The sequence below is a fragment of the Streptomyces sp. CA-135486 genome, from assembly GCF_050936555.1.
Classification (GTDB): domain Bacteria; phylum Actinomycetota; class Actinomycetes; order Streptomycetales; family Streptomycetaceae; genus Streptomyces.
In genome coordinates this window covers 3,742,588-3,764,928 of the sequence record NZ_JBNJMM010000002.1, presented here as the reverse complement: position 1 = coordinate 3,764,928, position 22,341 = coordinate 3,742,588, and the positions used below count along the sequence as shown (strand labels likewise).

Below are 22,341 nucleotides of genomic sequence, written 5' to 3'. Positions count from 1 at the left end.
GGAGGTGGCCGCCAGGTGGTCAGGGTCGGGCAACCTGGCGGCCGGCTCAGGGGAACCGGATATCTAGTGGAATCCGGGAAGTCGTTCACTATGGATGAACGTTGTTCCGGAAGTTAAGCCCACGTTTCACGCCTGTCAAGAGGTTCGGCGACTCTCGAGCACCACGGACACGGAGAAGGCCCCACGGCGATGCGCCGAGGGGCCCGAGGGAAGAGCAGGTGACGGGAGCGGACGCCGCCGCCGGGCTGCAGATGGATGCGGAGTGCGCAGGCCAGGTGCTCGCGAGGCTGGTGGCTGCGGGGCGGCCAGGTCAGGGGCCTGCGATGCGGGCGGCCCCCCGAGGGGCACCCAGGTCGCGGGAGAGGCTGCGGGCGGTCTCGCGGACCGCGACAGCGAGCTCCTGACGTGCTGATTCGGCCAGCAGCCGCTCGACCGGACCCACAATGGCGATGGCGCCCACCACCTCGCCGGAGCGGTCAAAAACAGGCGATGCGATACCCGCGTCCCCGATGGCGGACTCCTGGTCCTCGATCGCGTAACCCGTCCTGAGAATCTCCTTCAGCTGGCCGGCCAGCTCCTCCGGGTTGGTGATGCTGGTGCCGGTGAGGACCGCGAGCTCGTCGGCGAGCAGCCGCTCGCGCTCGGCCGCAGGAACGAAGGCGACGATGGCCTTGCCCAGGGCGCAGGTGCTCCACGGGATGCTGGCGCCCACCTCGAGGATCTGCACGGCGCCCTCCGGCCGGAAGGCGTGGTGCACCACCAGGACATGGTCGCCCGTGAGCACGGCCACCCACACGGCCGCGTTCGCCCGGGTCGCCAGCTGGTCCGCCCAGGTCAGCGAGCGGGTCCGCAGCTCCTGGGTATCGAGGTAGGCGTTGCCAAGCTGCACCAGGTCCGGGCCGAGCTGGTACTTGGAGCTGTCCCGGTCCTGCACCACAAGCCCCTCGGCCTCCAGCGTGCGCAGCAGCGCGTGGACGGTGGGTTTGGCCACGCCCAGGCGGTCGGCCAGCTCGGTCACACCCAGCCGGGGCCCAGTGGACGCGAGCTCCCGCAGGATCTGGACCGCCCGCTGCACCGCCTGCACCATGAAAAAACTCCTTGTTCAGTATTGCTGAATCGTGTTCCGAGAATTAGCGTATGTGTTCATGAGCAAACTTGTCGGCATCGTACTCGTGTCCCACAGCGCCGAGCTCGCCGCGGGCCTTCGCCTGCTGGTGGAGCAGATCGGCTCCGACACAGTCCCCCTCGCCACCGCCGGAGGAACCGCCGAAGGCCGGATCGGCACCAGCTACGACCTCGTCCTCGCCGCGATCCGGCACGCCGACCGCGGAGCCGGCGTCGTCGTACTTCCCGACCTCGGCAGCTCCGTCCTCACCGCCCGCACCGTTCTGGAAGACCATCCCCGCCCCGACGTGCTGATCGTCGACGCGCCCTTCGTCGAGGGAGCCGTCGCAGCCGTGGTCACCGCCGCATCCGGCGCCGACCTGAAGACCGTCGCCAACGCCGCCAAGGAGGCCCGCAATGTCCCCAAGCTCTGACGCCACCGCCACGACCGCCACAACCACGGCGAGTCACGAAACCATCGTCATCCTGCCCGCCAACCTGCACGCCCGTCCCGCAGGCCAACTCGCCCGCGCCGCATCCCGATTCACCAGTGCCCTACAGCTGGAGCACAGCGGCCGGACCGTCAACCCGACCGGCGTCCTCGCCGTTATGGGGCTGGGCGCCACAGCCGGAGGCACCGTGACCGTCCGCGCCGAAGGCCCCGACGCAGAACAGGCCGTCAGGGCACTGGCCGACATCCTCGCCACCGCCGAATAACCCGGCCGACCGCCACCGCACCGATCGAGCCGCCGGCTTCCGACATGAAGAGCAGAGACGAGTGGAGGTGGCCGAGGATGACCAATCCCGCCATAACCACGTCTGACACCGACGTGGCCCCGCCCCCGCGGGGCGAGTACATCTGCCCGCTGCCGCACATCGTGGAGAGCGTTTCCGCCGTGCGCCGCCGCGCACGGCGGATCCTGACCCACTGGGCCCTGCCCACGGAGACATCCGACGACGCCCTCTTGGTGATCTCCGAACTGACCACCAACGCGATCGCTCACGCACTGCCCCCAGCAGCACTGCGGTTGTCGATGTCCGAGGTCGGCGGCCGTCACGCCCTCCGCATCGAGGTCACCGACGCTGGGCCGGTACAACGACCGCGCCGACCATCCGACCGCCCGCACCCTGCGGAACATGAGGAACACGGACGCGGGACCGGCATCGTCGCTGCCCTTTCCATGCGACACGGCATATCCCACCACCTCCAAAGGATCACCCGATGGGCGGACCTCCACGTGGCGTCAGACCACACCGGCAGTGCTGTCCCTGCAAGCCCTTGAGAAACGTCCCGCCGGGGCACAGGAACGGCCACCCGCGAAGAAGCCCATGGCGATGACATGACTGGCGGCTCCACCTCGCCGCACATTCGGGGGTTGACTTCCGACCGAGCACCGGCTGCGCCTGCGCGCGCAGGTCGTCTTGCGCGCGGCGCGCGGACGCTCCAACGCGCGCATCGCCCTTGAGACGGGGCTGCACCTGGACACCGTGCGCACCTGGCGGGGCCGGTTCGCCGAGCCGGGCTTGCCGGGCCTGGCCGACCGCAAGCGCACCGGCCGTCCGGCCTCCTTGACCCCGCTGCAGGCCGCCCAGGTCACGGCGCCGGCCTGCCAGCTGCCCGCCGAGACCGGCGCGCCGCTGTCCCGTTGGAGCCGCCCGGAACTGACCCGCGGGGCTGTCGCGCGCGGCATCGCCCGCTTCCTGTCGGCCTCCACCGTGCGCCGGTGGCTCACCAGCTACGCGATCAAGCCCTGGCAGAACCGCTCCTCGATCTTCATCACCGATCCCGACTCCGCCCCAAGGCCGAGCGTGTGCTGGACCTGTACGCCCGCACCTTCAATGGCGAGCCGCTCGGTGCAGACGAATACGTCATCAGCGCGGACAGGAAGACCTCCCTCCAGGCTCGCCGCCGCTGCCGGCCCACCCTCGCCCCCGGACAGGCCAGTCGGAGTCGTCCTGATCGGTGAGGATCGTCTGGAAGCGGTGGCCCTCGTGATCGGTGAACGAGAGCTGAGCGCCGAGGTGCGGCCGCCGGCCCGCTTGCGCATCCCCAAGAGCGCGCCCGAGAGCGCCTCGTCAGCCCGGTCCTGTCGGAGACCTGGGTGAGCAGCGCCGAGCCCGCATCGCAGACCAAACCCTCCCCGTCCGCCGTGACTTCTACGGTGAATGAGCGGCCATCGCGCTGCACCTTCAAGCGTCCGGCAGGGTCGATCTGTATGAGGTACTGGACCGCTGCCGGCAGGAGGGGATGACTCACGTGATCCTTGACGGCACGCTCATCGAGTCGGACCGTCTCACCGGCGTCCGTGAGAACGGCAACGACGTGTGGTGCAGCAAGAAGCACAAGGCGTTCGGCGGCAACGTGCAGTTCCTGTCCGCCCCGGACGGCACCCCGTTGTGGATCTCCGACGTCGAGCCCGGTTCCACCCCCGATATCACCGCCGCCCGCCGCCACGCGCTACCCGCGCGTTACAAGGCAGCCGCCGAGGGAATGCCGACTTTGGCGGACAAGGGCAATACCGGTGCGGGCATCGGTATCCGGGTCCCCGTCCGCTGTCCCAAGGGCCAGTCCGAGCAGGCCCTGCCCGCCGACACCCGCGCAACGAACGCCTTGATCAGAAACGTCCGCGCCGTGGGCGAACGCACCGCCGCCGAACTCAAACAACGCTGGCGCACCCTGCAACATGTCACCCTCAGCCCAAGCCGAATCGGCGACATCACCCGCGCCGCCCTCGTCCTCAACAGACACTGGAAGTGATCTTCACTGAGAAGACGTCACTGACTGGCCCGTTCTTCCTAGGGGTCGGCGGACGAGCCGGCTAACGCGCCACGCGGTAGCGGAGGTAGACGACTGTCGAGCTGAAGGTGCGGGTCTCGACGAGTTCGAGATCCACCCGGCGCTCGCGTTGGGGAAAGAACGGAATGCCACCGCCAACCAGCACTGGGTAGACCACAGCCCGGTACTCGTCGATCAGACCCAACGCGGCCGCCTCGGCGGCGAGAGTCGCGCCGCCGATCGCGATGTCGCCCTCCCCCGGCTCGGCTCGCAACCGCTCGATCTCCTCCGCCAGGCCGCCGGAGGCCAGGCGGGCACTGCCCTGCACCGCCGACAGCGTCGTGGAGAACACCACCTTGGGGAGCGGCTTCCAGAGCGCGGCCCACTCGAGCATTGAGTCGTCGAGCGATGGATCCTGCTCGGCGGTCTCCCAGTACAGCATCGTCTCGTACAGCCGTCGTCCCAACAGGTGGACGCCGACCTGTCGAATCTCGTCGATCCAGAAGCGAAAGACCTCCTCGTCGGGCACCGTCCAGCCGAAGTCGCCGTCCGGCCCGACGATGTAGCCGTCAAGTGAGACGCTCATCGAATAGGTCACGCTGCGCATCAGAAGTCCTCCTCGGTAACGGGTTCGACAGTACGACCGCCGGACGCCGCAGGACCCATCGCGACTCGCGGGATCCCCTGGGCCGAGTCACCTCACGAGATCATTTCGTTGAGAAAACCTCAATGACTACGTTGTTTCCCGGCCGCGCACGAACGGCCACGTGCTGTCGCGGAATCGTTCGAACGAGTCATGCCGCACTTCGGATGCCATGAGTGGTGTTTCCGCCACCCTGGCGTTCCTTTCCGCAGCACTCCTGCCGCCGGCACAGCCTGCACCGCACGTCAGAAACTCGCGGAATCATCTCTTCAATGGCGCTAAACCCTCTCCTCCACAAGGTCTCCACACGGCATACTCAGGCCCGGCAGCTGAGGGGCGCCTGGCATCATCCGATGTGTGGCAACGTTTCCGACAATGCGCGCCCAGTTGTGCTGTGAGCCACCACGCACTGCCGTACTGCTGTCATGAACGCCGGGAAGGCGAGCACACCGTAAGCGGCCGTTTCCGGCGGGCAAAATTCCGCTGTCCCGTACCAAGGTGACGAGCCAACAATTCGGGGCCCGTGGAACCGCCCAACGCACCCAAGCGGCAGACGCCGTTCCAGACATGCTGGTGGCGCCGCTGCGCTATGCCACCACAGGGCAAAGAAAGCATTTCGAGCCGAGTAACGATCCCGCACGCTTTCCAGGAGGCAGCTCATGGACAAGGCGCTTCATCGCACCGTTGCGCTCCTGACAACGGTGTTCGGCTGCACGCTGTGCCTCACCACTGGCCCGGCCAGTGCGACCCCCGGTACTCAGCCGCCCGGCTCCGCTGCCGCCGGCACGCTGGTGAGCAAGAACGGCACGTCGGTCACCGTCACCGCCGCTGTCGGCCTGGGCAATACCATCTCCGTATGGCAGGTCGGCGACACGATCCGGGTGAGGGACACCGGTGACACCATCGTGGCTTTCGGCGGGTGCACCGCGGTCAGCGCCACTGAGGCCGTCTGTCCGGGGGCCGGCAGCCTCACCGAGCTCGTCGTCAACGCCGGTGACCAGGCTGACAGCGTCGCGTCATCCCTCGCGAGTCCGGGGGTAACTCTCGTCGGTGGCGCGGGTGACGACAGCCTCCAGGGCGGCAGCGCCAACGACACCCTGGAAGGCGACGAAGGCTCCGACTTCCTCTCCGGTGGAGGCGGCAACGACACGCTCAACGGCGCCAGCGACCCGGACCGCATCTTCGGCGGCGCCGGCAACGACTCGATCGAGGGCCGGGCCGGCGCCGACGTCATCAACGCAGGCGCCGGGAATGACGTGGTGAGCGGCGGCAACGGCGGCGACCAGGTGGTCGCCGGCACCGGCAACGACTTCGTGGAGGGGGGCGCGGGCCGGGACAGCATCAACGCCATCGACGAGGTCAGCGGCAACGACTACGTCCAGGGGGGCACGGAGGTCGACAACTGCACGGCCGACCTGGGCGACAGCGTTACTGAGTGCCCGTGACCGGCGAGCGCGAACGGCGCGCAGACGGGCCCGCAGTGCCAGCGACACGACGAAGGAGACGCACAACCATGACAGCGCAACGTATCTACGCGATCCTGTCCGCCGGAGCGCTCCTCTGCGCTGCGCTGGCCGGCACCTCGGCCTCGGCGGCCCCGCTCACCACCGAGCCCCGGCACCTCGCGGACGCCACAGTGGTCGAGATGGTCGGTGGCACCCTGCTCGTCACTGCGGATCAGGGCGTGGCCAATGACATCACCATCCGCCGTCAGGGCAGCGTCGTCCTCGTGTCGGACAACGCGGACGAGGTGCGCGCCGTCGCCCCCTGCGAGACACGGTCGCAGAACACCGCGGCGTGCCCGCTCCCCACGGCCGTGCAGGTCAACGGCCGGGACGCGGATGACGACATCACGGTCTCCCCGAATCTGGATGTTCCGGCCACTCTCTACGGGGGCGACGGCAAGGACCAGCTCAACGGCGGCCCCCGCGCGGATCATCTCGTGGGCGACGACCCGGCCGGGGTCTTCGGCCTCACGGCAGCGACTCCGGGCAACGACACCATCAACGGTGGGCCTGGAAACGACACCATCTCCGGGCTGGGAGGGAACGACACCATCAACGGCAATGCCGGAAACGACACCCTCAACGGGGACGAGGGCAACGACACCCTCAACGGGAACCCCGGAAACGACACCCTGGCCGGAGGAAGCGGCAACGACACCCTGAGCGGCGACGAGGGCAACGACACCCTCAACGCCACCGACGGCGTCAACGCCAACGACAGCCTCGACGGCGGTCTCGCCTTCGACTCCTGCAACCGCGACATCGGCGACTCGATGGTCAACTGCCCCTGACAGCACCTCGGATGTGCGTTCGCGGCTGAGACCGCGTGAAGCGGCCGGCCGGGGCGCGGCCCGTTGCTCCTTGCCCCGGCCGACGGGCAGAGCACGCTGTGGGAGATCGTGTCCGGCGGTACCTGCCGCAGGATCTCTCCCAGCACGCGCCTGGGGGCAGTCGGGCGGGTGCAGGTCTCGGTGCGGTCAGACCGCCGGTGGTGGAGGCATCCGAGGCGGGCGATGCCGAATCCGATCACCTTCGGTCCGCCGATGGTCACCATGACACGGCTCCGGGCCGCGGTGGATGAGGCGGCGTGGATGTCGCTGTTTAAACCTGCCTTCCCGGCGCAGACGATAAGTGAACGCAGCCGTACATCCCCAAGACGGGAGAGGATCATCATGGGCATCATCGCCTGGATACTCATCGGCTTGCTCGCCGGAATGATCGCCAAGCTTCTGATGCCTGGCAAGGACCCCGGCGGCATCATCATCACCATGCTCATCGGTATCGCCGGCGGCCTTCTCGGAGGTTGGCTCGGCAAGGTCATCTTCGGCGTCGACTCGATCGACGGCTTCTTCGACCTCTCCACGTGGGTCGCGGCGATCGTAGGCTCCCTGATCCTGCTCGCCCTCTACCGGCTCATCACCGGAAACAGGCGCTCCCACCGGCACGCCTGACGGGCGGCGCGCGAAACCCACAGAGACGAGAAGCCCCGTAGCTCGTGCCTGTGTGGCTCCCACCGTCTGGCAGGTGGGAGCCACACAGGCACGAGCTACGCGTGTGCGAGGCAGGGGCCTCGATGCGGTCGGGTTGGGCGGCCCGGAAGCGTTCGATCGCACCGGGCGCCTAGTCGCTCGCTGAAGGGAACGCGTCGGCGCGGACATGGGGCATGGCGCGGCAGGCGACGCGGTATCGGCCGTTGGGCAGATGGGACGCCGCCGTCACGCGTACCGTCAGCGGGCCTGCCCATTCGTAGCCGCGGCTCTCACCGTGCCGCGCGAGACTGTCCATGAGCGCCTGCCCCACCTGCCGCGCGTGCCGGGCCATTTCCTTGTGCAGGCTGGAGTCGATTTCGACTTCGTACGCGTTGGGCGCCACCACACGGGTCTGGCTGCACACCACGGCCTGGTTGTCGCATTCGGCCCTCAGCTTGTCGAGCAGCTCGACCGGTTCACGGTGGAAGAACTTCGCGACCAAGGCGTCCTGCCAGCGTTCAAGCGCCTGTTCCCACTGCCTCAGAGTTCCCATGACACTTCGCGTGCCCGTGACACCGCCTGATCACGCCCGTGCCCAAGAGGCGACGTCGCCCGCTTCTCTCGTTCAGACCTCAGTGGGCACCTGATGCCGTCCGTTTTCTCCTACACGATCTGGATGAGAGCCGTGGGTCCGCAGCGCGCCGGCCCAAGGCTCGGCTCGGCGTCCTGGGATGCAACGCGGAAGGCACGCAGTGGCCCGCGGCCCAGTCTTGACAGTGCCCTGTCAGGCCGCAAGGCTGACCGACCAGTCGGTACTGCTGCAACACCTGCGAGCACGAAGCGAGAAGGGAGTCTGGCGAACGCCCGGCTCTCCGACTTCCCCGAGAGGTGACCCATGGGTGCAGCACGAGAGGCCTGGCGCCGGCTCGAGCCCCTGCACGGCATGATCTATTTCGTTCCCGAGGGCGCGCGACGGTACAAGGAACTCGGCCTCAGCGGGCGAGCCGGCTACTTCGCGTCCAGGAGTGCCGTCTTCGGCCGGGCTCCCGCCGAGCTGGTCATCGCCACCTTCTACAACTTCAACCCGGATGTCATACGGCGGGTACTCCCCCAAGCGTGGGCCGCGGCGACGCCGGAGCAGGTGCTGCACGCGCGGCATGCCGCCGTGCGGGAGGCCCTGCGGCGCGCCGGCATCGGGGAGTTGCCCGGGCTGGAGGACATCCTGACGCTGACCCGTCGTGCCGCCGAGGCGGCCGGCGAGCATGTGCACGGACGCCCGCTGTTCGCCGCCCACGCCGCCCTGCCCTGGCCGACGGATCCGGTACAGCGGCTGTGGCACGCCCAGACCCTCCTGCGGGAGTTCCGCGGAGACGGCCATGTCGCATGCTTGCTCAGTGAAGGTCTCAGCGGCCTGGAGGCCCTGATTCTGCACAGTGCCACCGGCACCGTTCCGGTCGAGTTCCTCAAGAGCAGTCGCGCCTGGCCCGAGGAGAAGTGGACCGCTGCTTCGGGGGACCTCCGTGAGCGAGGTCTACTCGACGGCGACACCCTCAGCCCCGAAGGCGTCGCCGTGCGGCAGCACATCGAGGACCGCACCGATTCCCTGGCCCTGCCCGCCTACGCCGCTCTGGGGGAGGCGGACTGCGAGCGCCTCGCGGAACTGGCGATGCCGTTCGGCCGCGCCGTCGTCGAAGCAGGCCTCCTCACCGTGGGCTGACGCGAGCACCGGGCCGCCTTGTCCGGGCTCTGCGTCGGCGCTCAGATCCGCCAGGTCCTGATGGTGTCGGCTGCGTCGAACACAGTGGCCTTCCCGGCAATCAGCTGCTTGGTGAGTTCTACGAGTTCTCCGTAGGGAGCGTCGATACCTGCTCCGCTCGCGTGCATGTAGGCGATGGTCACCGCACAGGAAAAGCGGACGTTGTAGGCAGGCAGCGGCTTGAGCAGGACGAGTGTGTGGAGCAGAGCAGCGGCGCGCCACGCGGGATCGGAATCGACACCGAGACGGGGCGGGTCCACACGGTGCCGTGCCACTGCTGCGACCAGCGCCGAGAAGTCGGAGACGACCGCCTGATCGGGCATAGCGATCTCCTGCTGTTGCAGGAGCCACTGCACGTCGATGTGAAGGATAGGCGGCATCAGTCAGGCGGCCCGGCCTGCACTGTTTTCGGCAGGGCCGTCGTCGATGCCGGCATCGTCGATGGCTGCGGCGAGCGCGGGGTCGTTGAAGACCCGCTGGAGCACCTCAGCACCTTCCTTGAGGGCACGGTGCTGGGCGATGGCATCCGCAGTCGAGGCGCGGACGAACGCCTTCATCGTCATGCCGAGCGCCGAGGCGATCTCCCGGATCTCCTGGAGCTCCTGATCGGGGAAGTCAATGTTGAGAGCTGACATGGCCCTTACGGTACCCCCTGGGTACCGTAAGGTACATTTACCCAGCTCATGACGCCTTGCGGCGGGTACCGCACTTCCTTTTGGCGCCCGCAGCCGCGAGGGTGCGGCGGCTGTCACGGCAGATCGGTGCGTCCCAGCCACGCCGGCTTTACCGGCACCCCGTCCGGGTATCGCTCTTCGGACGGTGACGGGGGCGGCACCGTGTCCGCAGGCTCCGGCCCGGCCTGGCGTGTGGCCGTGGGCTCTGCCGGCGCAGCGGTGTCCTCCACCAGCTCCGCGATCGTGAACCGGGTGCCAAAGGACTGCCAGCTGCCATCGATGACCAGTAGGAAGCCGTCGCTGTTCCGGAAGAGCCGGCGGCGCTTCGGGCTCCTGGGGTGCTCTGGCGTATAGCGCCGGGCACGCCTCTCCAGCTCCGCCAGCGCCTCTTCGCGCGCACCCTCCACGTGCGCCATCACGTGTGCCTCCGCGTGCTTGCGCTCCCCCATGCCCATGGTCGTCTCGACGATCAGTCCCCAGGTCGCCATCGCCACCCCTTCCCGTTGGAATCAAACACAGCCTAAAAAGGCCGTATACGGCAGAGCCCAACTCGATCTCCTCCGCACTCACATCCTCCTCAGAACGTGAACGAGAAGCCCAACCTTCACGGCGGCTGCGGACGTATTGCTCGTCGGCCGATCGGTTGGTGCGTGCGACGATCCTGCCGTGGAAGCCACTGACGATTCGGATCGGAGCGGTGCCCGCCTCAGGTGCCCGTCAGGCGCTGGGCATGGCGCGCCTCCTCGGCGGTCAGGTCACTGCGCCGACTGCTGTGCAGCCGCCAGTGCGTGACCGCACCGTCGGGGCCATGCATCTGCCCGGCGGACAGGGCGATGTCGATGCGGTCACGCACCACCTGCTCGTCGGCGGGCTCGGTGGCAAACAGCGTCCGCAGAACCACCCGGTCCCCGACCTGTTCAACTCGGGTGTGGTGCGCGGCCAGCGGGCACGGTGGCGGGTGTTCCCAGTGTCCGCACAGCTCTACGGTGATTGCCGCACCTGGCGCCCGCAGGTCCGCGTCTGGGTGCGTGACGAGGACCGCTTCGTGGGCGTAGGCAAGCCGCATCAGCCCAGTATGTCGATCTCTGCCTCCTTCCTCACTGTCCGAGCAGGCCGAGCCTCAGAAGGAAATCGATGAATCCGCACTGTCCGGAATCCGCAGGAGTCCATACGAATGAGCGGACGGGCTCATTTCTTACTATCCCGCGGGCACTTGCCGGACCTACCGTCGCTCTGCTCCGCACATTGAAGGCGAAAGTGCAGCAATGTACGCACGATTCAACCATTGGGGGCACCACCTATGCGCAACCTGAGACACGCGCTACTGCCGCTGGCCACCACCGCGTTACTGGCGCTGGCCGGGGCAGGTCCCGCCTTGGCGGGACCCGCCGACTCCGGTTCCGGACCCGCCGCCGTGCCCGCCGGGGCCGCGACCACCGCCAGTCCCACGGCGCGGCTCTCCAACGGCACGCCGGTCGACTCGGCGGCAGCCGCCGCGCTGTCCCGATACTGGACACCAGAGCGGATGAGCAAGGCCGTCCCGCTCAACGTGAAGGATGCGCCGCGGGCAGTCCGCGTCAAGGCCGGACCCACCGGCCCGCCGGGATCGACCTCGCCGGGCCGAGCGCGGTCGGACACCAAGCGGACGCTGGTCAACGAATCCGCAGCGGTGGGCAAGGTGTACTTCACCAACCCGAGCAACGGACTCAACTACGCCTGTTCTGCCAGCGCTCTCAACAGCGCCTCCAAACAGATGCTCATCACAGCAGGGCACTGCGTCCACGGCGGCAGCGGCGGCACGTGGATGACCAACTGGGTCTACGTCCCGCGCTACCGCTCGGGCGCCCGCCCGTTCGGCACGTACGCCGCCAAACAGTTCCGCACCTTCAACTCCTGGATCAGCAGCAGCGACCTCGGCCGGGACGTTGCCATGGTGACCACCTGGCCGCTCAACGGCAACAAGATCGTCAACGTCACCGGCGGTCACGGCCTGAGCTGGAACTACTCGCGCAACCAGGCGATGACCGTGATGGGCTACCCGGGCAACCGCGACAACGGCGAGCTCCAATGGGCCTGCCAGGGCACCACACGCGGGGTGAGCGACGGCCGCATCGAACTTCAGTGTGACTTCGGCCCCGGATCCAGCGGCGGACCATGGCTGCGGGAGTTCAACGACGCCAACGGCCTGGGGAACGTGAATGGGGCGATGAGTACGATCTCCTCGGGCGGATGGAACCGGAGTTCCTACTTCGACGACGCGGTCAAGGGCATGTTCGACGCCCAGGGCAGCGTCACCTGACCTCCTGACAAGGAACGGTCCCATGGGTCACAGCAGCTCCCGCCGATGGGGAGTCGTGGGCGTCCTGCTTGCCGCTGTCGCGGCGACAGCCGCATGGCGTACCGCCACGGCCAACCGGGGTCCCGAGCACCAGCCGGACCCCAGAAGCACCGGCAGCGAGGTGCGGCAGAGTCCACAAGAGGTGCAGGACTACTGGACACCGGAACGGGCGACAGGGGGCCGGCCCGCACCTATGCCGGAAGACGGCTGAATCCGGCGGATGGCTCAGCCGGACCGCGGGGTGGCGCGGGCCCGACGGCGCATCGCCTTCGCCCACTCCATCCGTTCCCCATCGGCCGGAAACACGCACACGATCATTCGGAACGCAGCCCCTGCCCATGTCCGCGGTTCCTTCCTGATGTACGGGATTCGGGGAGTGCCAGTACCTGCCTCCCGGCGTCGTCCCGGTCGGAGACACGCCCCTCTACGACACGACCACGGCCCGACGACGAGCCCCACCCGACCTCAATTACGCCCGCTGTGCCTCGGCACCGGTCGCAATCGGGGCCGGGTGGGGCATTTCTGCGTTCTGGTTCCTCGCCACTCGTCGGTAGCGTCGCAGCACATCCACGCGTCCCGTCATGCATTCTCGACCCGCTCCCGTGATCAGTTCCTCACGCCCCTGCCGTGGTTGCTCAACTGCCTGACCCACTGATGACCGGATCGGTCCGCTGCCGGACCCGATGCGGCCTGTCGCCACCCCGCTCGCGCGGCTCAGGATTGGGGACATGACCCGAGCACTGATCGTCATCGATGTCCAGGAGTCCTTCCGCGCCCGTCCGCTATGGGCAACCACCTCCGACCTGAAGATCGCCGACCAGGTGAACCGCCTGGTCCGGCTCTCCCGTCAGGCCGGGGATCTGGTGGTGTGGGTACTGCACGCCGAGCCCGGCACCGGCGATGTCTTCGACCCGGTCCTCGGCCATGTCCGGCTGATGGAGGAGCTGGAGCGAGCGGATGGGGAGCCGCTGATCCACAAGACCTCCCACAACGCCTTCACCACCACCAACCTGCAGCAGCTCCTCACCGAGCGCGGTATCCGCGAGCTCACCGTCTGCGGCATCCGCACCGAGCAGTGCGTGGAGACCACCACCCGCGTCGCCAGCGACCTCGGCTACCAGGTCACCTTTGTCATCGACGCGACCGCGACCAATCCCATTCCGCACCGCGACGCTCCCGCCGACCAGAGCGTCGCCGAGCTGCTGGCCGACCCCCGCACGCTGCCTGCCGAAGAGGTCATCAGGCGCACCGAGTACGCCCTCGCCGGACGCTTCGCCACCATCGCAACGGTCGACCAGCTGGAGGCCGCAGCAGGACTTCAGGCATGATGACCGAATCGTGAGCCATATCGTCTTCTTCCTGGTGCCCGGAGTCCACTTGCTGGACCTGGCCGGCCCCGCGCAGGTCTTCTCCACGGCCGCCGACTTCGGGCACCCCTACACGCTCGCCTACGTCGCCGAGCAGCCCCAGGTCTCCAGCGCCCAGGGGCTGCCGCTGGTGGCCGGGCTCGACTGGCCCGAGCTCGGGCCCGAGGATCTGATTGTCGTGCCCGGCTGGCGGAAAGTCGCCCTGGCCGACGGCCCCGCCATCGGCGCTGCCTCCCTACAGGTCCTCCGGGACCACCACGCCAGGGGCGGGACGGTGGCCAGCGTCTGCGCCGGAGCCGAGGCGCTCGGTCAGGCCGGCCTGCTCGACGGCCGCCACTGCACCACCCACCACGACGTGCAGGACGAGCTGGCCCTGCGCCACCCCAAGGCGGTCGTCGTCCGCGACGTCCTGTTCACCGCCGACGACCGCGTGATCACCTCGGCCGGCATCGCCAGCGGCATCGATCTGGCCCTGCACCTGGTCGCGACCCGGCACGGCCCGGCCGTCGCAGCCCAAGTGGCCCGGGACATGGTCGTCTACGCTCGCCGCAATGGCCATGAGCCGCAGTCCAGCGCGATGTTCCGGCATCGGTCCCACCTCGACGACACCGTGCACCGCACCCAGGACCTCATCGACGCCCGCTTCGACCAACCGCTCCCCCTGCCCACCCTGGCCTCGTCCGTCGGCGTGAGCGAACGCACCCTCACCCGCCTCTTCTGCCGGGCCACCGGGCTCACCCCACTGCGCTACCAGCAGACCCTCCGCCTCGAACGCGCCCAGCAATTGATCAGCCACGGCGCGACGATCGACGCTGCCGCCCGCTCAGTCGGTTTCGAGGACCCGCGCATGCTGCGCCGCCTCCGCGCCCGCACGGCCTGACTGCGTCAGGCAGCGGTGTTCTGTGGACATACGCTGTGTTGCCTCAGGTCGTGTTGCGGCCGAGAGGTCGAGTGTGGCGGGAGACTGGCGGCTCTTCTGGATCGGCGCCGAACCCGCTAAAGCTGACGGTCATCAGATTTCGAATCTCGCCGGAGGCGGCTGCGACGTCGAGCAGTTGGCTGCACACGGGCAGGAGGCGGTCGAGGGATTGCGCGCGCTCCGCCTCCCATGTCCGGCTCGCGGCCTTCTCCACACGGCGAACCGCCGACTGCGGTGCCGCAGACAAGCAGCCCGGGGGCCGTCTGGTACGGGAGTGTCGCCACACCTGAGTGTCCAGGCCCGTTAGCGTCTGCGGGCCCGGCCGGTCCAGCCACTGCCGATACCTGCCACATGCAGGGCCAGGAGGGTAAGGCCGAGGAGCATGATGTTCCCGGAGGAGAAGGTGTCGTTGGTCGTGATGTCGGCGGCGTTGATGAGAAAGGCGATGAAGAACAGCACTGCCGCGGCTATACCAAGCATGGAGCGGCTCCCTTTTCTTCGTTGTGGTACGGCTCGTGTACCCCCGCATTCCACTGCCAGACCCGAAACGCCGAACACCGCGCGACGCGGTTCGGGGCCTGGGGGTGTAGCGGTCCGGGCAGACTGGGCGCCGGTTCTCCTCGCCTCGCTCGAACTCGGCAGAGGCCGCATTGAGTTCGTCAAGTGAGTCGACGCGCGGGACGGCGGTGAGGCAGTTGCGGCGGAAGTAGCCGACCTGCCCCCTCCACCCCGCCCTTCTCATGGGCCCCGCACCGTCGCCGGACGAGGGACTCAGGCTTCTGCACACCGGTGCCGATTGCCCATGGGGATGTCTTGCTCGTTGAGCAGCCTGGTGCCGGGCGCCTGGGGTCTTCCTGGTGGAATGGTGCGCGCAAATGGCCCGGGCTGCGGCATGATCGCGGGCATGTTGATCGATCACGAGGGCCGTTCGCCGACCGTGCACCCCACTGCCTATGTCGCGCCGACCGCGACACTGAGCGGGGACGTGCGAGTGGGAGCGGGGTGTCGGGTGCTGTTCGGCGCCGTGCTCACTGCCGAAGGCGGTCCCGTGGAACTCGGCGAGGACTGCATCGTGATGGAGAACGCGGTCCTGCGCGGGACACGCCGCGATCCACTGAGCTTGGGGCGGCAGGTCCTGGTCGGCCCCACCTCGTACCTGACCGGATGCTCGGCGGAGGACGAGGTATTCCTGGCTACCGGCAGCCGGGTGTTCAACGGCGCGCGCATCGGGACGCGCTCGGAGGTGCGCCTCAACGGCATCGTGCACCTGCGCACGGTGCTGCCCGCCGACTCGATGGTGCCGATCGGTTGGGTAGCCGTGGGCGACCCGGCGCGGATTCTTCCGCCCCAGGATCACGAGGCAATCTGGGCTGTGCAGAAGGAACTGGACTTCCCTGGCTACGTCTTCGGCCTGGACCGGCCGGCTGACGGCGAGAGCCTTATGCCGGGCATCTCAGAGCGTTTCGGTAGGGCCCTTGGCCGCCATCGGAACGACCGTCAGATCTGAGCCTACGCCCTTGGCGGACTGGAAGCAGCACGCGCGAACTCGCCTCGCGGTCCGCAGGCTCCGCCATCAGCGCATGCCGGAGAAGGCTGAGGTGGAGTCAGATACCTACTCCAGGAGAACTACATCTTCGGCTTGTCCGTACCTGTCTGTCACCCCTGCCCGTCGGGGTGGGGCACGAAGGGCCGCAGGTCGAATTCTCCGGCGTGAACAACGCTGTAGCTGTTCTCCGGGACAGTGTTCCAGGCGCCAGGGAGGCCGCCCAGCGGCTCGGAGACGACAAGGCGGGTGCCCTCGGACACATCCTGGAGGAACTCCACATCGGGGTGGAGGGCGCGCAACGTCTCCACCCGATTGCTGTAGTACAGCGAGCGGGACGCACCCTCACTGGAGTAGCGGAAGGTCCACAGCTGTTCGCCGTCACTCACGGCAATCGTCATCTGGAGAGGGAACTCCACTCCCTCTGCCCGGCCCACCGTCTCGACGTATCCGGCCATCCGCGCCACGGCGCCGGGCACGTCCTGGTCCAGGCCGAACGTGAGGGCCAGGAAGAACATGACCTCGGAGTCCGTCGACCCTTCGATGAGGGAGAACAGCACGGGGTCGACGGCCATGGCGAGGTCACGCCGCAACCGGTGGAAGTCGGTGATCGCGCCGTTGTGCATCCACATCCAGCGGCCGTGACGGAACGGGTGGCAGTTGGTCTGCTGTACGGCCGACCCGGTCGAAGCCCGGACGTGGGCGAAGAACAACGGGGACCGGACATGGCCCGCGATCTCCCGAAGATTGCGGTTGTTCCACGCCGGACCCGTGTCGCGGACCACGGCCGGAGTGGCCGCGTCCTCCGCGTACCACCCGACGCCGAAACCGTCACCGTTCGTCGTCTCGACCCCGAGCCGGGAGTGCAGGCTCTGGTCGATCAGGGAGTGCTCCGGCCGGTAGAGAACGTTTTCGAGCCGGATGGGCGTACCCGAGTAAGCGAGCCACCGGCACATGGGCGACCGTTCCCCTTTCCGCTGGTTTCCGCTGAATGAGCCTGCACCGTCAGTTAAGCCCCGAATCGGCTGCGGCGCTATCGCCCTTCACCGCGTCGCTCGCAGCGCGGCAGGTCAGGTTTCCGCTGCCGGCCCGCTTTCCCCATTCACTGGTCGGCAATCGGGTGATTGGCGTGGGCACCACGAGCCGGCGCCGCGAGGTGTCGCTGCCCGTTCGGCGGGCATCCGTCCACTAGCCGGCACCGTGGATGAGAGACTCCGGGCGGCGGTATGCAGAAGAAGAGGGACCGCTGCGGCCGGGCCGCGGAAAGGCAGTCGTCGTGCGCAGCGTGGGTGTCGAGGAAGAACTGCTGTTGGTGGACGCCGAGACCGGTGAGCCTCGGGCCCTGTCGGCGGCCGTGCTGGCGGCCGCTTCCCGGGAGGCCGTCCGCGAGGACAGGAACGAGGTCTTCGAAGCGGAGCTGCAACGCGAGCAGCTCGAGTTCGCCACCCGGCCGCAGGCCGCCATGGGGGATCTCGCGGACGAGATCCGGCGCTGGCGGGCCGAGGCCGCCCGCCAGGCGCAGGGAGTGGGCGCGGCCGTCGCCGCGCTGGCCACCTCTCCTCTACCCGTCAGCCCCTCGATCGGGTTCGGCGAGCGGTACCGGTGGATGGGTGAGCGGTTCGGGCTGACCGCGCAGGAGCAGCTCACCGGAGGCTGTCATGTACATGTTTCGGTCGACTCGGACGAGGAGGGTGTCGCAGTCCTCGACCGCATCCGGCCGTGGCTGGCCGTGTTCCTGGCGCTGAGCGCAAACTCCCCGTTCTGGCAGGGCAAGGACAGCCGGTATGGCAGCTACCGCAGCCAGGTCTGGGGCCGCTGGCCCTCCTCCGGTCCCGGGGAGGTCTTCGGCTCCGCGGACCGGTATCACCAACACGTGCGAGACCTGCTCGGCACCGGCGTGCTCCGGGACGAAGGCATGATCTACTTCGACGCCCGGCTGTCCCACCGCTACCCCACCGTCGAAATCCGGGTGGCGGACGTGTGCCTGGACCCGTCGACAACGGTGCTGCTCGCCACCCTGGCTCGTGGCCTGGTCGAAACGGCGTCCCGCCAGTGGCGGAAGGGCGAGCCGCCCGCCCGGTACGGGGTAGCCCTGTTGCGCATGGCCGCCTGGCAGGCCGGACGGTACGGTCTGGAGCACCAGCTGATCCATCCCCTGACGATGCGGCCCGTGCCCGCAGCGACAGTGGTGCGGGCGCTATTCGACCACGCGCGGGCCGCCCTCGAAGACACGGGTGACCTTGTGCCCGCCCGGGAAGCGATTCGCACACTGCTGGACACCGGCAACGGAGCGCGGGTGCAGCGCGAACTGATGGAGAGGACCGGCAACCTCCGAAACGTCGTCACAGAATGCGTGAGCCGCACCCAGGGCTGACCGCAAAGGCCGGACACCGCGCGGCACGACGGCTGGATCCCGACATCTTCCTGGTTCCGCAACGTCCATGGACGTGCGACCGGCGATCGCTAACTCGGAGACCTGAGCCAGGGTTCCGAAAGGTCGAAGTAGGTGACGTCCTGCATGAGGGACATCATTTGCTGGAATTCTTCCTTCATCTCGTCCGGCGGTTCCTTCTGCTCCCCCTCGCGGGCGGCCTTCTCCGAGGTGAAGTAGACCGCTTCGGTGAACCCACCGTCGCCGTGCAGCCCCACCGTGCCGCCGATCAGGTCCGGCCGGAACGCGGCAAGCTGTTCTTGGTCGGTCGCGTCGTACATCTCCCGGAAGCGAGCGGGGTCGGAGACCCGCCCCTGCATGATCTGGACGAAGCCCGCGTCGTCCGAGCCGCCCCGCAGGTACGACATGACTTCAGGACAGTTGTGGAAGGTGACCTCGCCGGTGAAGAGCTTCGAGGTCTCCGACCACCACGCGCTTTGTTCCGGCCGGTCGCTGTTGCGCTGCGCCGCTTCCGCGGACTCGAAGCGGACCACTCCCACAAATGTGCCGTCACCGGTCACACCCCCTGTGGAGCCGAGCCAGCCGGTAGCGCCCGCAGCGATTTCCGCCTGCCAGCGGTCGAGCCGCGCTCGCAGCGCCGCGGGGTCGCTGACGTGGCCTTGGATGACCTGAATGAACATGAGTACTCCTCGTACCGATCGCCAAGCCCATGGAGCCACCGGCTCCTGTACCCGACGCTAGGACGAACCGTCCGGTCCGGCGAGCCGTGAGGGTGAAAGGTAGGCCGATCAGCTGTAGCGTCCCGGGTTTACAGGCGACGGCGCGAAGCAAGGCCACCTAAAAGGTCCAGACAAAGCGACTGAGCCCTCTCTATACGCGCTCATGCACGGCCGGGACACCTGGGCACGGAGGCGGGGGTGCGGCCGACGGGTATCCCGGCGAGGGCGGAGACCAGCAGGGTGGCGGAGAACGCGCCAGTGGCGGCGTTTGTGGACCAGCCGGTGTCTGCGGTCAGAGGCGGGAGCAGGACGAGGAAGGCGCAGGAGACGATGCCTCAGCTGGTGATCTGGGTGGCGCACAGGGCGGGCAGCGCGGCGCGAGGCCGCGACCAGTCCCCTGTTCCGGTCGCGGCCTCGCGGGTGTGAAGGTCGGTCATTGTCAGGTCAGCAGCAGCCGCCTGCGGCGACCGGCTCGGCCGCACTGATCTCATTGGCGGCCGGGTTGGAGCAGCAGGTGCTGCCTTGCTGCTTCGTCAGGGTGTCGGCGTCAGCCTTGACGACGTACACCTCCCAGGGTTCCTTGCCAGGGGCGTGGACCCAGACCTTGTCCTGGAGCGCGTAGCAACAGGTGGTGTCGTTCTCCTCGGCGGTGGCCAGGCCCGCGTCACTCAGGCGGGTGGTGGCGGCTTGGACGGCGTCGGTGGTTTCCACCTCGACGCCGAGGTGGTCCAACCGGGTGTCCTCTCCCGCCGCGCCTTCGATGAGGACGAGCTTGAGCGGGGGCTCGGCGATGGCGAAGTTGGCGTAGCCGTCGCGGAGTTTGGCGGGCTCGGTGCCGAAGAGCTTGGTGTAGAAGGCGATGGATGCGGCGAGATCAGGGACGCGGAGGGCGAGCTGTACGCGGGACATGACGAACCTCCTGAGTAGGGGTTGAGGCTTCAGCAGCCGCCGGAGGCGGCCGGGGCTCCCATGTCGATCGGGGGCGTGGACGGAGCAGCGCAGCAGCCGCCGCCGTCCGCCTGGATGGCGTCGGGGTCGTCGAAGAGGCCCGCGCCACCGCAGACTCCGGTCTCGGGCAGGGTCAACTCGACGCGTTCGGCGGCTTCCTGGTCTCCGGCGAGGGAGGCGGCGACGGAGCGGACCTGCTCGTAGCCGGTCATGGCGAGGAAGGTCGGGGCACGGCCGTAGGACTTCATGCCGACCAGGTAGACGTCCTTCTCCGGGTGGGAGAGCTCGCCCGCGCCGTGGGGGTAGACGGTGCCGCAGGAGTGGACGTTGGGGTCGATCAGCGGGGCCAGCTCGACGGGGGCCTGGAGGCGCTCGTCGAGGCTCAGGCGGAGTTCGGAGACGAACGACAGGTCGGGGCGCAGACCGGTGAGAGCGATGATCTCGTCGACCGGGTCGTGGCGGCGGCCGTCCTCGGCCACGAGCAGCAGCTGGTCGCCGGCCTTCTCGACGGCGCTGGTGCGGAAGCCGGTGACGGCGTCTGCGTATCCGTCGTCGACGGCAGCTTTCGCCGCAAGTCCCAGTGCGCCGCGGGCGGGCAGCTGGTCGGCCTCGCCGCCCCCGAAGGTGGAGCCGCCGATACCGCGGCGCAGGATCCAGACCGCGTGCGTGCCGGGGGTTTTTTTGGCCAGATCGGCGAGGTAAGCGAGGGCGGTGAAGGCGGAGGCGCCGGAGCCGATCACGGCGGTGCGCTTGCCCGCGTAACGGGCGCGTACGGCAGGGTCCTTGGGGTCGGGCGCACGGTAGGAGATGCGGTCGGTGGCCGCCCGCTCGCCGAGAGCAGGGAGACCGTCACCGCCGATCGGGCTCGGGGTGGACCAGGTACCGGAAGCATCGATCACCGCGCGGGCGGTGATCCGCTCCTCGCTGCCGTCGGCGTTCCTGACGTGGATGGTGAACGGCTGCTGCTCGCGGTCGGCGTCGACAACGCGGTCGCGACCCAGGCGCGAGACGCCTGTGACACGGGCGCCGAAGCACACCTTGTCGCCGAGAGCGTCGGCCAGCGGCTGCAGGTACTTCTCCGCCCAGTCACCCCCGGTGGGGTAGGTCGCGCCGTTGGGCGCGGTCCAGCCGGTCGGGGCCAGGAGCTTCTCGGCGGCGGGGTCGACGAGCTCGGCCCAGGTGGAGAAGAGGCGTACGTGGCTCCATTCGCGAACGGCGCTCCCCGCCCTGTCCCCAGCCTCCAGGACCAGGGGCTCAAGGCCACGCTCGACGAGGTGGGCGGCGGCGGCCAGGCCGATCGGGCCGGCTCCGATCACCACGGTCGGCAGGGCGGCGGCGGGCACCTCGGTAATCGGCGCAGTCACGATGACTCCTCCTGTTTCGACATCCGTCGATGGCTTGCGCTGCCAGCATGGCACCTGTTTCGATGAGCGTCAACATAGACATTTATCAAAACAGCGTGGGGATGGGGCGTCTCGATGTCGCGGGCTCGTTTTCCAGCCCCCTTCGGCGGGAACCCAGAGCGGCATCCGCACCGGGATGAGGTGGTCGCCCACCTGCTGCACGCCGACCGGCTGGACGCGGAGATCCGTACCGACCACCGCGCAAGCAAAGAACGCCCACGCAGGCGGGTTTGCACTGTCGCTGCATAACGGATCGCACCTGGCAGCGCGCGGTGGTCCCCAGGCAGGGGGCAGCACCTGGGCGCTTGGTTCGATGTATGTCAACATAGACATATGTCGAATGTGAAGGCCTTGCCGCTGCTGGCGCCGGAGCCGGTCGTCGAGCCCTGCTGCCCGCCGCTGACCGAGCGCCCCCTCACGGCCGAGGAAGCGGTCCGCACCGCCGCGATGTTCAAGGCACTCGGCGACCCGGTCCGGCTGCGGCTGTTCTCGCTGGTCGCCTCGCACGAGGGCGGCGAGGCCTGCGTCTGCGACATCTCCGACGTCGGCGTCTCACAGCCGACCGTCTCCCACCACCTGAAGAAGCTCAAGGAGGCCGGCCTGCTCACCTCCGAGCGACGCGGCACCTGGGTGTACTACCGCGTCGAGCCGTCCGTACTGGCCGCGATGGGCCACATCCTCGGCCGCTACGCCACCTGATCCAGCCGCCGCCGTTGCTACGAGCGTCCTGGAGCAGGAACGGCCTGCGCCGGCAGGTTGCCTGGGGGGCTCGGGGAGCCGGTCGC

29 protein-coding genes and 1 pseudogene are annotated in these 22,341 nt (G+C 68.5%); 16 read left to right on the top strand and 14 right to left on the bottom strand.

All coding sequences use genetic code 11. The features are described from left to right. Positions 1-310 precede the first annotated feature (310 nt). Complete coding sequence (locus tag ACQEVG_RS36610) at positions 311-1,087, bottom strand: IclR family transcriptional regulator (protein WP_432992038.1); 777 nt, start codon at positions 1,085-1,087, stop codon at positions 311-313. Between the two features lie 58 nt (positions 1,088-1,145). Here ACQEVG_RS36610 and dhaM point away from each other — a divergent pair, with 58 nt between their 5' ends. From dhaM to ACQEVG_RS36585, 5 genes are all read left to right on the top strand, one after another. Next, on the top strand, positions 1,146-1,538 hold the full coding sequence (gene dhaM / locus ACQEVG_RS36605; RefSeq protein WP_432992035.1) for a dihydroxyacetone kinase phosphoryl donor subunit DhaM: 393 nt from the start codon (positions 1,146-1,148) through the stop codon (positions 1,536-1,538). Then, the gene (locus ACQEVG_RS36600; protein ID WP_432992032.1) at positions 1,522-1,821 is read left to right on the top strand and encodes an HPr family phosphocarrier protein; all 300 of its coding nucleotides are present in this window, start codon (positions 1,522-1,524) and stop codon (positions 1,819-1,821) included. Before dhaM ends, ACQEVG_RS36600 begins: the two co-directional genes overlap by 17 nt. A 77-nt stretch (positions 1,822-1,898) precedes the next feature. Then, positions 1,899-2,387: an ATP-binding protein gene (locus ACQEVG_RS36595; RefSeq protein ID WP_432992029.1), complete on the top strand. Its 489-nt coding sequence runs from the start codon at positions 1,899-1,901 to the stop codon at positions 2,385-2,387. Positions 2,388-2,502: 115 nt separating this feature from the next. Next, complete coding sequence (locus ACQEVG_RS36590) at positions 2,503-3,210, top strand: helix-turn-helix domain-containing protein (protein ID WP_432993171.1); 708 nt, start codon at positions 2,503-2,505, stop codon at positions 3,208-3,210. 142 nt (positions 3,211-3,352) lie between these two features. Then, the gene (locus tag ACQEVG_RS36585; RefSeq protein WP_432992026.1) at positions 3,353-3,862 is read left to right on the top strand and encodes a transposase family protein; all 510 of its coding nucleotides are present in this window, start codon (positions 3,353-3,355) and stop codon (positions 3,860-3,862) included. Positions 3,863-3,923: 61 nt separating this feature from the next. Here the strand turns inward: ACQEVG_RS36585 and ACQEVG_RS36580 are convergent, their stop codons facing one another. Further along, positions 3,924-4,487 carry a dihydrofolate reductase family protein gene (locus tag ACQEVG_RS36580; RefSeq protein ID WP_432992023.1) on the bottom strand — a complete coding sequence of 188 codons (564 nt, stop codon included), beginning with the start codon at positions 4,485-4,487 and terminating at the stop codon, positions 3,924-3,926. 695 nt (positions 4,488-5,182) lie between these two features. On the opposite strand from ACQEVG_RS36580, the gene ACQEVG_RS36575 reads away from it, so the two are divergent. From ACQEVG_RS36575 to ACQEVG_RS36565, 3 genes are all read left to right on the top strand, one after another. Next, positions 5,183-5,968: a calcium-binding protein gene (locus ACQEVG_RS36575; protein WP_432992020.1), complete on the top strand. Its 786-nt coding sequence runs from the start codon at positions 5,183-5,185 to the stop codon at positions 5,966-5,968. 68 nt (positions 5,969-6,036) lie between these two features. After that, positions 6,037-6,819 carry a calcium-binding protein gene (locus ACQEVG_RS36570; protein WP_432992017.1) on the top strand — a complete coding sequence of 261 codons (783 nt, stop codon included), beginning with the start codon at positions 6,037-6,039 and terminating at the stop codon, positions 6,817-6,819. A gap of 381 nt (positions 6,820-7,200) precedes the next feature. After that, positions 7,201-7,479, top strand: coding sequence for a GlsB/YeaQ/YmgE family stress response membrane protein (locus ACQEVG_RS36565; protein WP_432992014.1), 279 nt, complete (start codon positions 7,201-7,203; stop codon positions 7,477-7,479). 169 nt (positions 7,480-7,648) lie between these two features. On the opposite strand, the gene ACQEVG_RS36560 is transcribed toward ACQEVG_RS36565, so the two are convergent. Beyond that, positions 7,649-8,050, bottom strand: coding sequence for a DUF3662 domain-containing protein (locus ACQEVG_RS36560; RefSeq protein WP_432992011.1), 402 nt, complete (start codon positions 8,048-8,050; stop codon positions 7,649-7,651). Between the two features lie 342 nt (positions 8,051-8,392). Here ACQEVG_RS36560 and ACQEVG_RS36555 point away from each other — a divergent pair, with 342 nt between their 5' ends. Continuing rightward, complete coding sequence (locus tag ACQEVG_RS36555) at positions 8,393-9,214, top strand: SCO6745 family protein (protein ID WP_432992008.1); 822 nt, start codon at positions 8,393-8,395, stop codon at positions 9,212-9,214. A 41-nt stretch (positions 9,215-9,255) separates the two neighbouring features. Here the strand turns inward: ACQEVG_RS36555 and ACQEVG_RS36550 are convergent, their stop codons facing one another. The 4 genes from ACQEVG_RS36550 to ACQEVG_RS36535 all read right to left on the bottom strand — a co-directional run bounded on the left by ACQEVG_RS36550 (position 9,256) and on the right by ACQEVG_RS36535 (position 10,993). Beyond that, positions 9,256-9,633, bottom strand: coding sequence for a toxin Doc (locus ACQEVG_RS36550; RefSeq protein WP_432992005.1), 378 nt, complete (start codon positions 9,631-9,633; stop codon positions 9,256-9,258). Positions 9,634-9,636: 3 nt separating this feature from the next. After that, a complete protein-coding gene (locus tag ACQEVG_RS36545; RefSeq protein WP_432992002.1) occupies positions 9,637-9,888 on the bottom strand; it encodes a hypothetical protein in 252 nt (83 codons plus the stop codon). Between the two features lie 113 nt (positions 9,889-10,001). Beyond that, positions 10,002-10,415 (bottom strand): hypothetical protein, encoded by a 414-nt coding sequence (locus tag ACQEVG_RS36540; protein ID WP_432991999.1) that lies wholly within the window; start codon positions 10,413-10,415, stop codon positions 10,002-10,004. 218 nt (positions 10,416-10,633) lie between these two features. Next, positions 10,634-10,993 (bottom strand): hypothetical protein, encoded by a 360-nt coding sequence (locus ACQEVG_RS36535; protein ID WP_432991996.1) that lies wholly within the window; start codon positions 10,991-10,993, stop codon positions 10,634-10,636. A gap of 234 nt (positions 10,994-11,227) precedes the next feature. Here ACQEVG_RS36535 and ACQEVG_RS36530 point away from each other — a divergent pair, with 234 nt between their 5' ends. The 4 genes from ACQEVG_RS36530 to ACQEVG_RS36515 all read left to right on the top strand — a co-directional run bounded on the left by ACQEVG_RS36530 (position 11,228) and on the right by ACQEVG_RS36515 (position 14,512). Continuing rightward, the gene (locus ACQEVG_RS36530) at positions 11,228-12,226 is read left to right on the top strand and encodes a trypsin-like serine peptidase (RefSeq protein ID WP_432991993.1); all 999 of its coding nucleotides are present in this window, start codon (positions 11,228-11,230) and stop codon (positions 12,224-12,226) included. A 22-nt stretch (positions 12,227-12,248) separates the two neighbouring features. Further along, complete coding sequence (locus ACQEVG_RS36525; protein WP_432991990.1) at positions 12,249-12,476, top strand: hypothetical protein; 228 nt, start codon at positions 12,249-12,251, stop codon at positions 12,474-12,476. A 517-nt stretch (positions 12,477-12,993) separates the two neighbouring features. Then, positions 12,994-13,593, top strand: a complete 600-nt coding sequence (locus ACQEVG_RS36520) for a cysteine hydrolase family protein (RefSeq protein WP_432991987.1) — start codon at positions 12,994-12,996, stop codon at positions 13,591-13,593. A 10-nt stretch (positions 13,594-13,603) separates the two neighbouring features. Next, positions 13,604-14,512: a GlxA family transcriptional regulator gene (locus ACQEVG_RS36515; RefSeq protein WP_432991984.1), complete on the top strand. Its 909-nt coding sequence runs from the start codon at positions 13,604-13,606 to the stop codon at positions 14,510-14,512. 43 nt (positions 14,513-14,555) lie between these two features. Here the strand turns inward: ACQEVG_RS36515 and ACQEVG_RS36510 are convergent, their stop codons facing one another. Together ACQEVG_RS36510 and ACQEVG_RS36505 are read right to left on the bottom strand one after the other, a co-directional pair. Continuing rightward, complete coding sequence (locus ACQEVG_RS36510; protein ID WP_432991981.1) at positions 14,556-14,765, bottom strand: hypothetical protein; 210 nt, start codon at positions 14,763-14,765, stop codon at positions 14,556-14,558. Positions 14,766-14,854: 89 nt separating this feature from the next. Then, positions 14,855-15,031, bottom strand: coding sequence for a hypothetical protein (locus ACQEVG_RS36505; protein WP_432991978.1), 177 nt, complete (start codon positions 15,029-15,031; stop codon positions 14,855-14,857). Positions 15,032-15,371: 340 nt separating this feature from the next. On the opposite strand from ACQEVG_RS36505, the gene ACQEVG_RS36500 reads away from it, so the two are divergent. Next, positions 15,372-16,058 (top strand): gamma carbonic anhydrase family protein, encoded by a 687-nt coding sequence (locus ACQEVG_RS36500; RefSeq protein WP_432991975.1) that lies wholly within the window; start codon positions 15,372-15,374, stop codon positions 16,056-16,058. A 149-nt stretch (positions 16,059-16,207) separates the two neighbouring features. On the opposite strand, the gene ACQEVG_RS36495 is transcribed toward ACQEVG_RS36500, so the two are convergent. Next, positions 16,208-17,050, bottom strand: a complete 843-nt coding sequence (locus ACQEVG_RS36495; RefSeq protein ID WP_432991973.1) for a class II glutamine amidotransferase — start codon at positions 17,048-17,050, stop codon at positions 16,208-16,210. 320 nt (positions 17,051-17,370) lie between these two features. On the opposite strand from ACQEVG_RS36495, the gene ACQEVG_RS36490 reads away from it, so the two are divergent. Then, positions 17,371-18,468, top strand: coding sequence for a glutamate--cysteine ligase (locus ACQEVG_RS36490; protein WP_432991971.1), 1,098 nt, complete (start codon positions 17,371-17,373; stop codon positions 18,466-18,468). Between the two features lie 89 nt (positions 18,469-18,557). Here ACQEVG_RS36490 and ACQEVG_RS36485 read toward each other — a convergent pair whose 3' ends face one another. From ACQEVG_RS36485 to ACQEVG_RS36470, 4 genes and pseudogenes are all read right to left on the bottom strand, one after another. Further along, a complete protein-coding gene (locus ACQEVG_RS36485; protein ID WP_432991969.1) occupies positions 18,558-19,166 on the bottom strand; it encodes a hypothetical protein in 609 nt (202 codons plus the stop codon). 239 nt (positions 19,167-19,405) lie between these two features. Continuing rightward, a pseudogene (locus tag ACQEVG_RS36480) lies at positions 19,406-19,642 on the bottom strand (MFS transporter); the annotation flags it as partial. A 7-nt stretch (positions 19,643-19,649) separates the two neighbouring features. Continuing rightward, positions 19,650-20,114 carry an ArsI/CadI family heavy metal resistance metalloenzyme gene (locus tag ACQEVG_RS36475; protein WP_432991967.1) on the bottom strand — a complete coding sequence of 155 codons (465 nt, stop codon included), beginning with the start codon at positions 20,112-20,114 and terminating at the stop codon, positions 19,650-19,652. 29 nt (positions 20,115-20,143) lie between these two features. Further along, positions 20,144-21,517, bottom strand: coding sequence for an NAD(P)-binding domain-containing protein (locus ACQEVG_RS36470; RefSeq protein ID WP_432991965.1), 1,374 nt, complete (start codon positions 21,515-21,517; stop codon positions 20,144-20,146). Positions 21,518-21,889: 372 nt separating this feature from the next. On the opposite strand from ACQEVG_RS36470, the gene ACQEVG_RS36465 reads away from it, so the two are divergent. Then, entirely contained in the window at positions 21,890-22,255 is a 366-nt protein-coding gene (locus ACQEVG_RS36465) for an ArsR/SmtB family transcription factor (RefSeq protein WP_432991963.1), read from the top strand. Positions 22,256-22,341 lie beyond the last annotated feature (86 nt).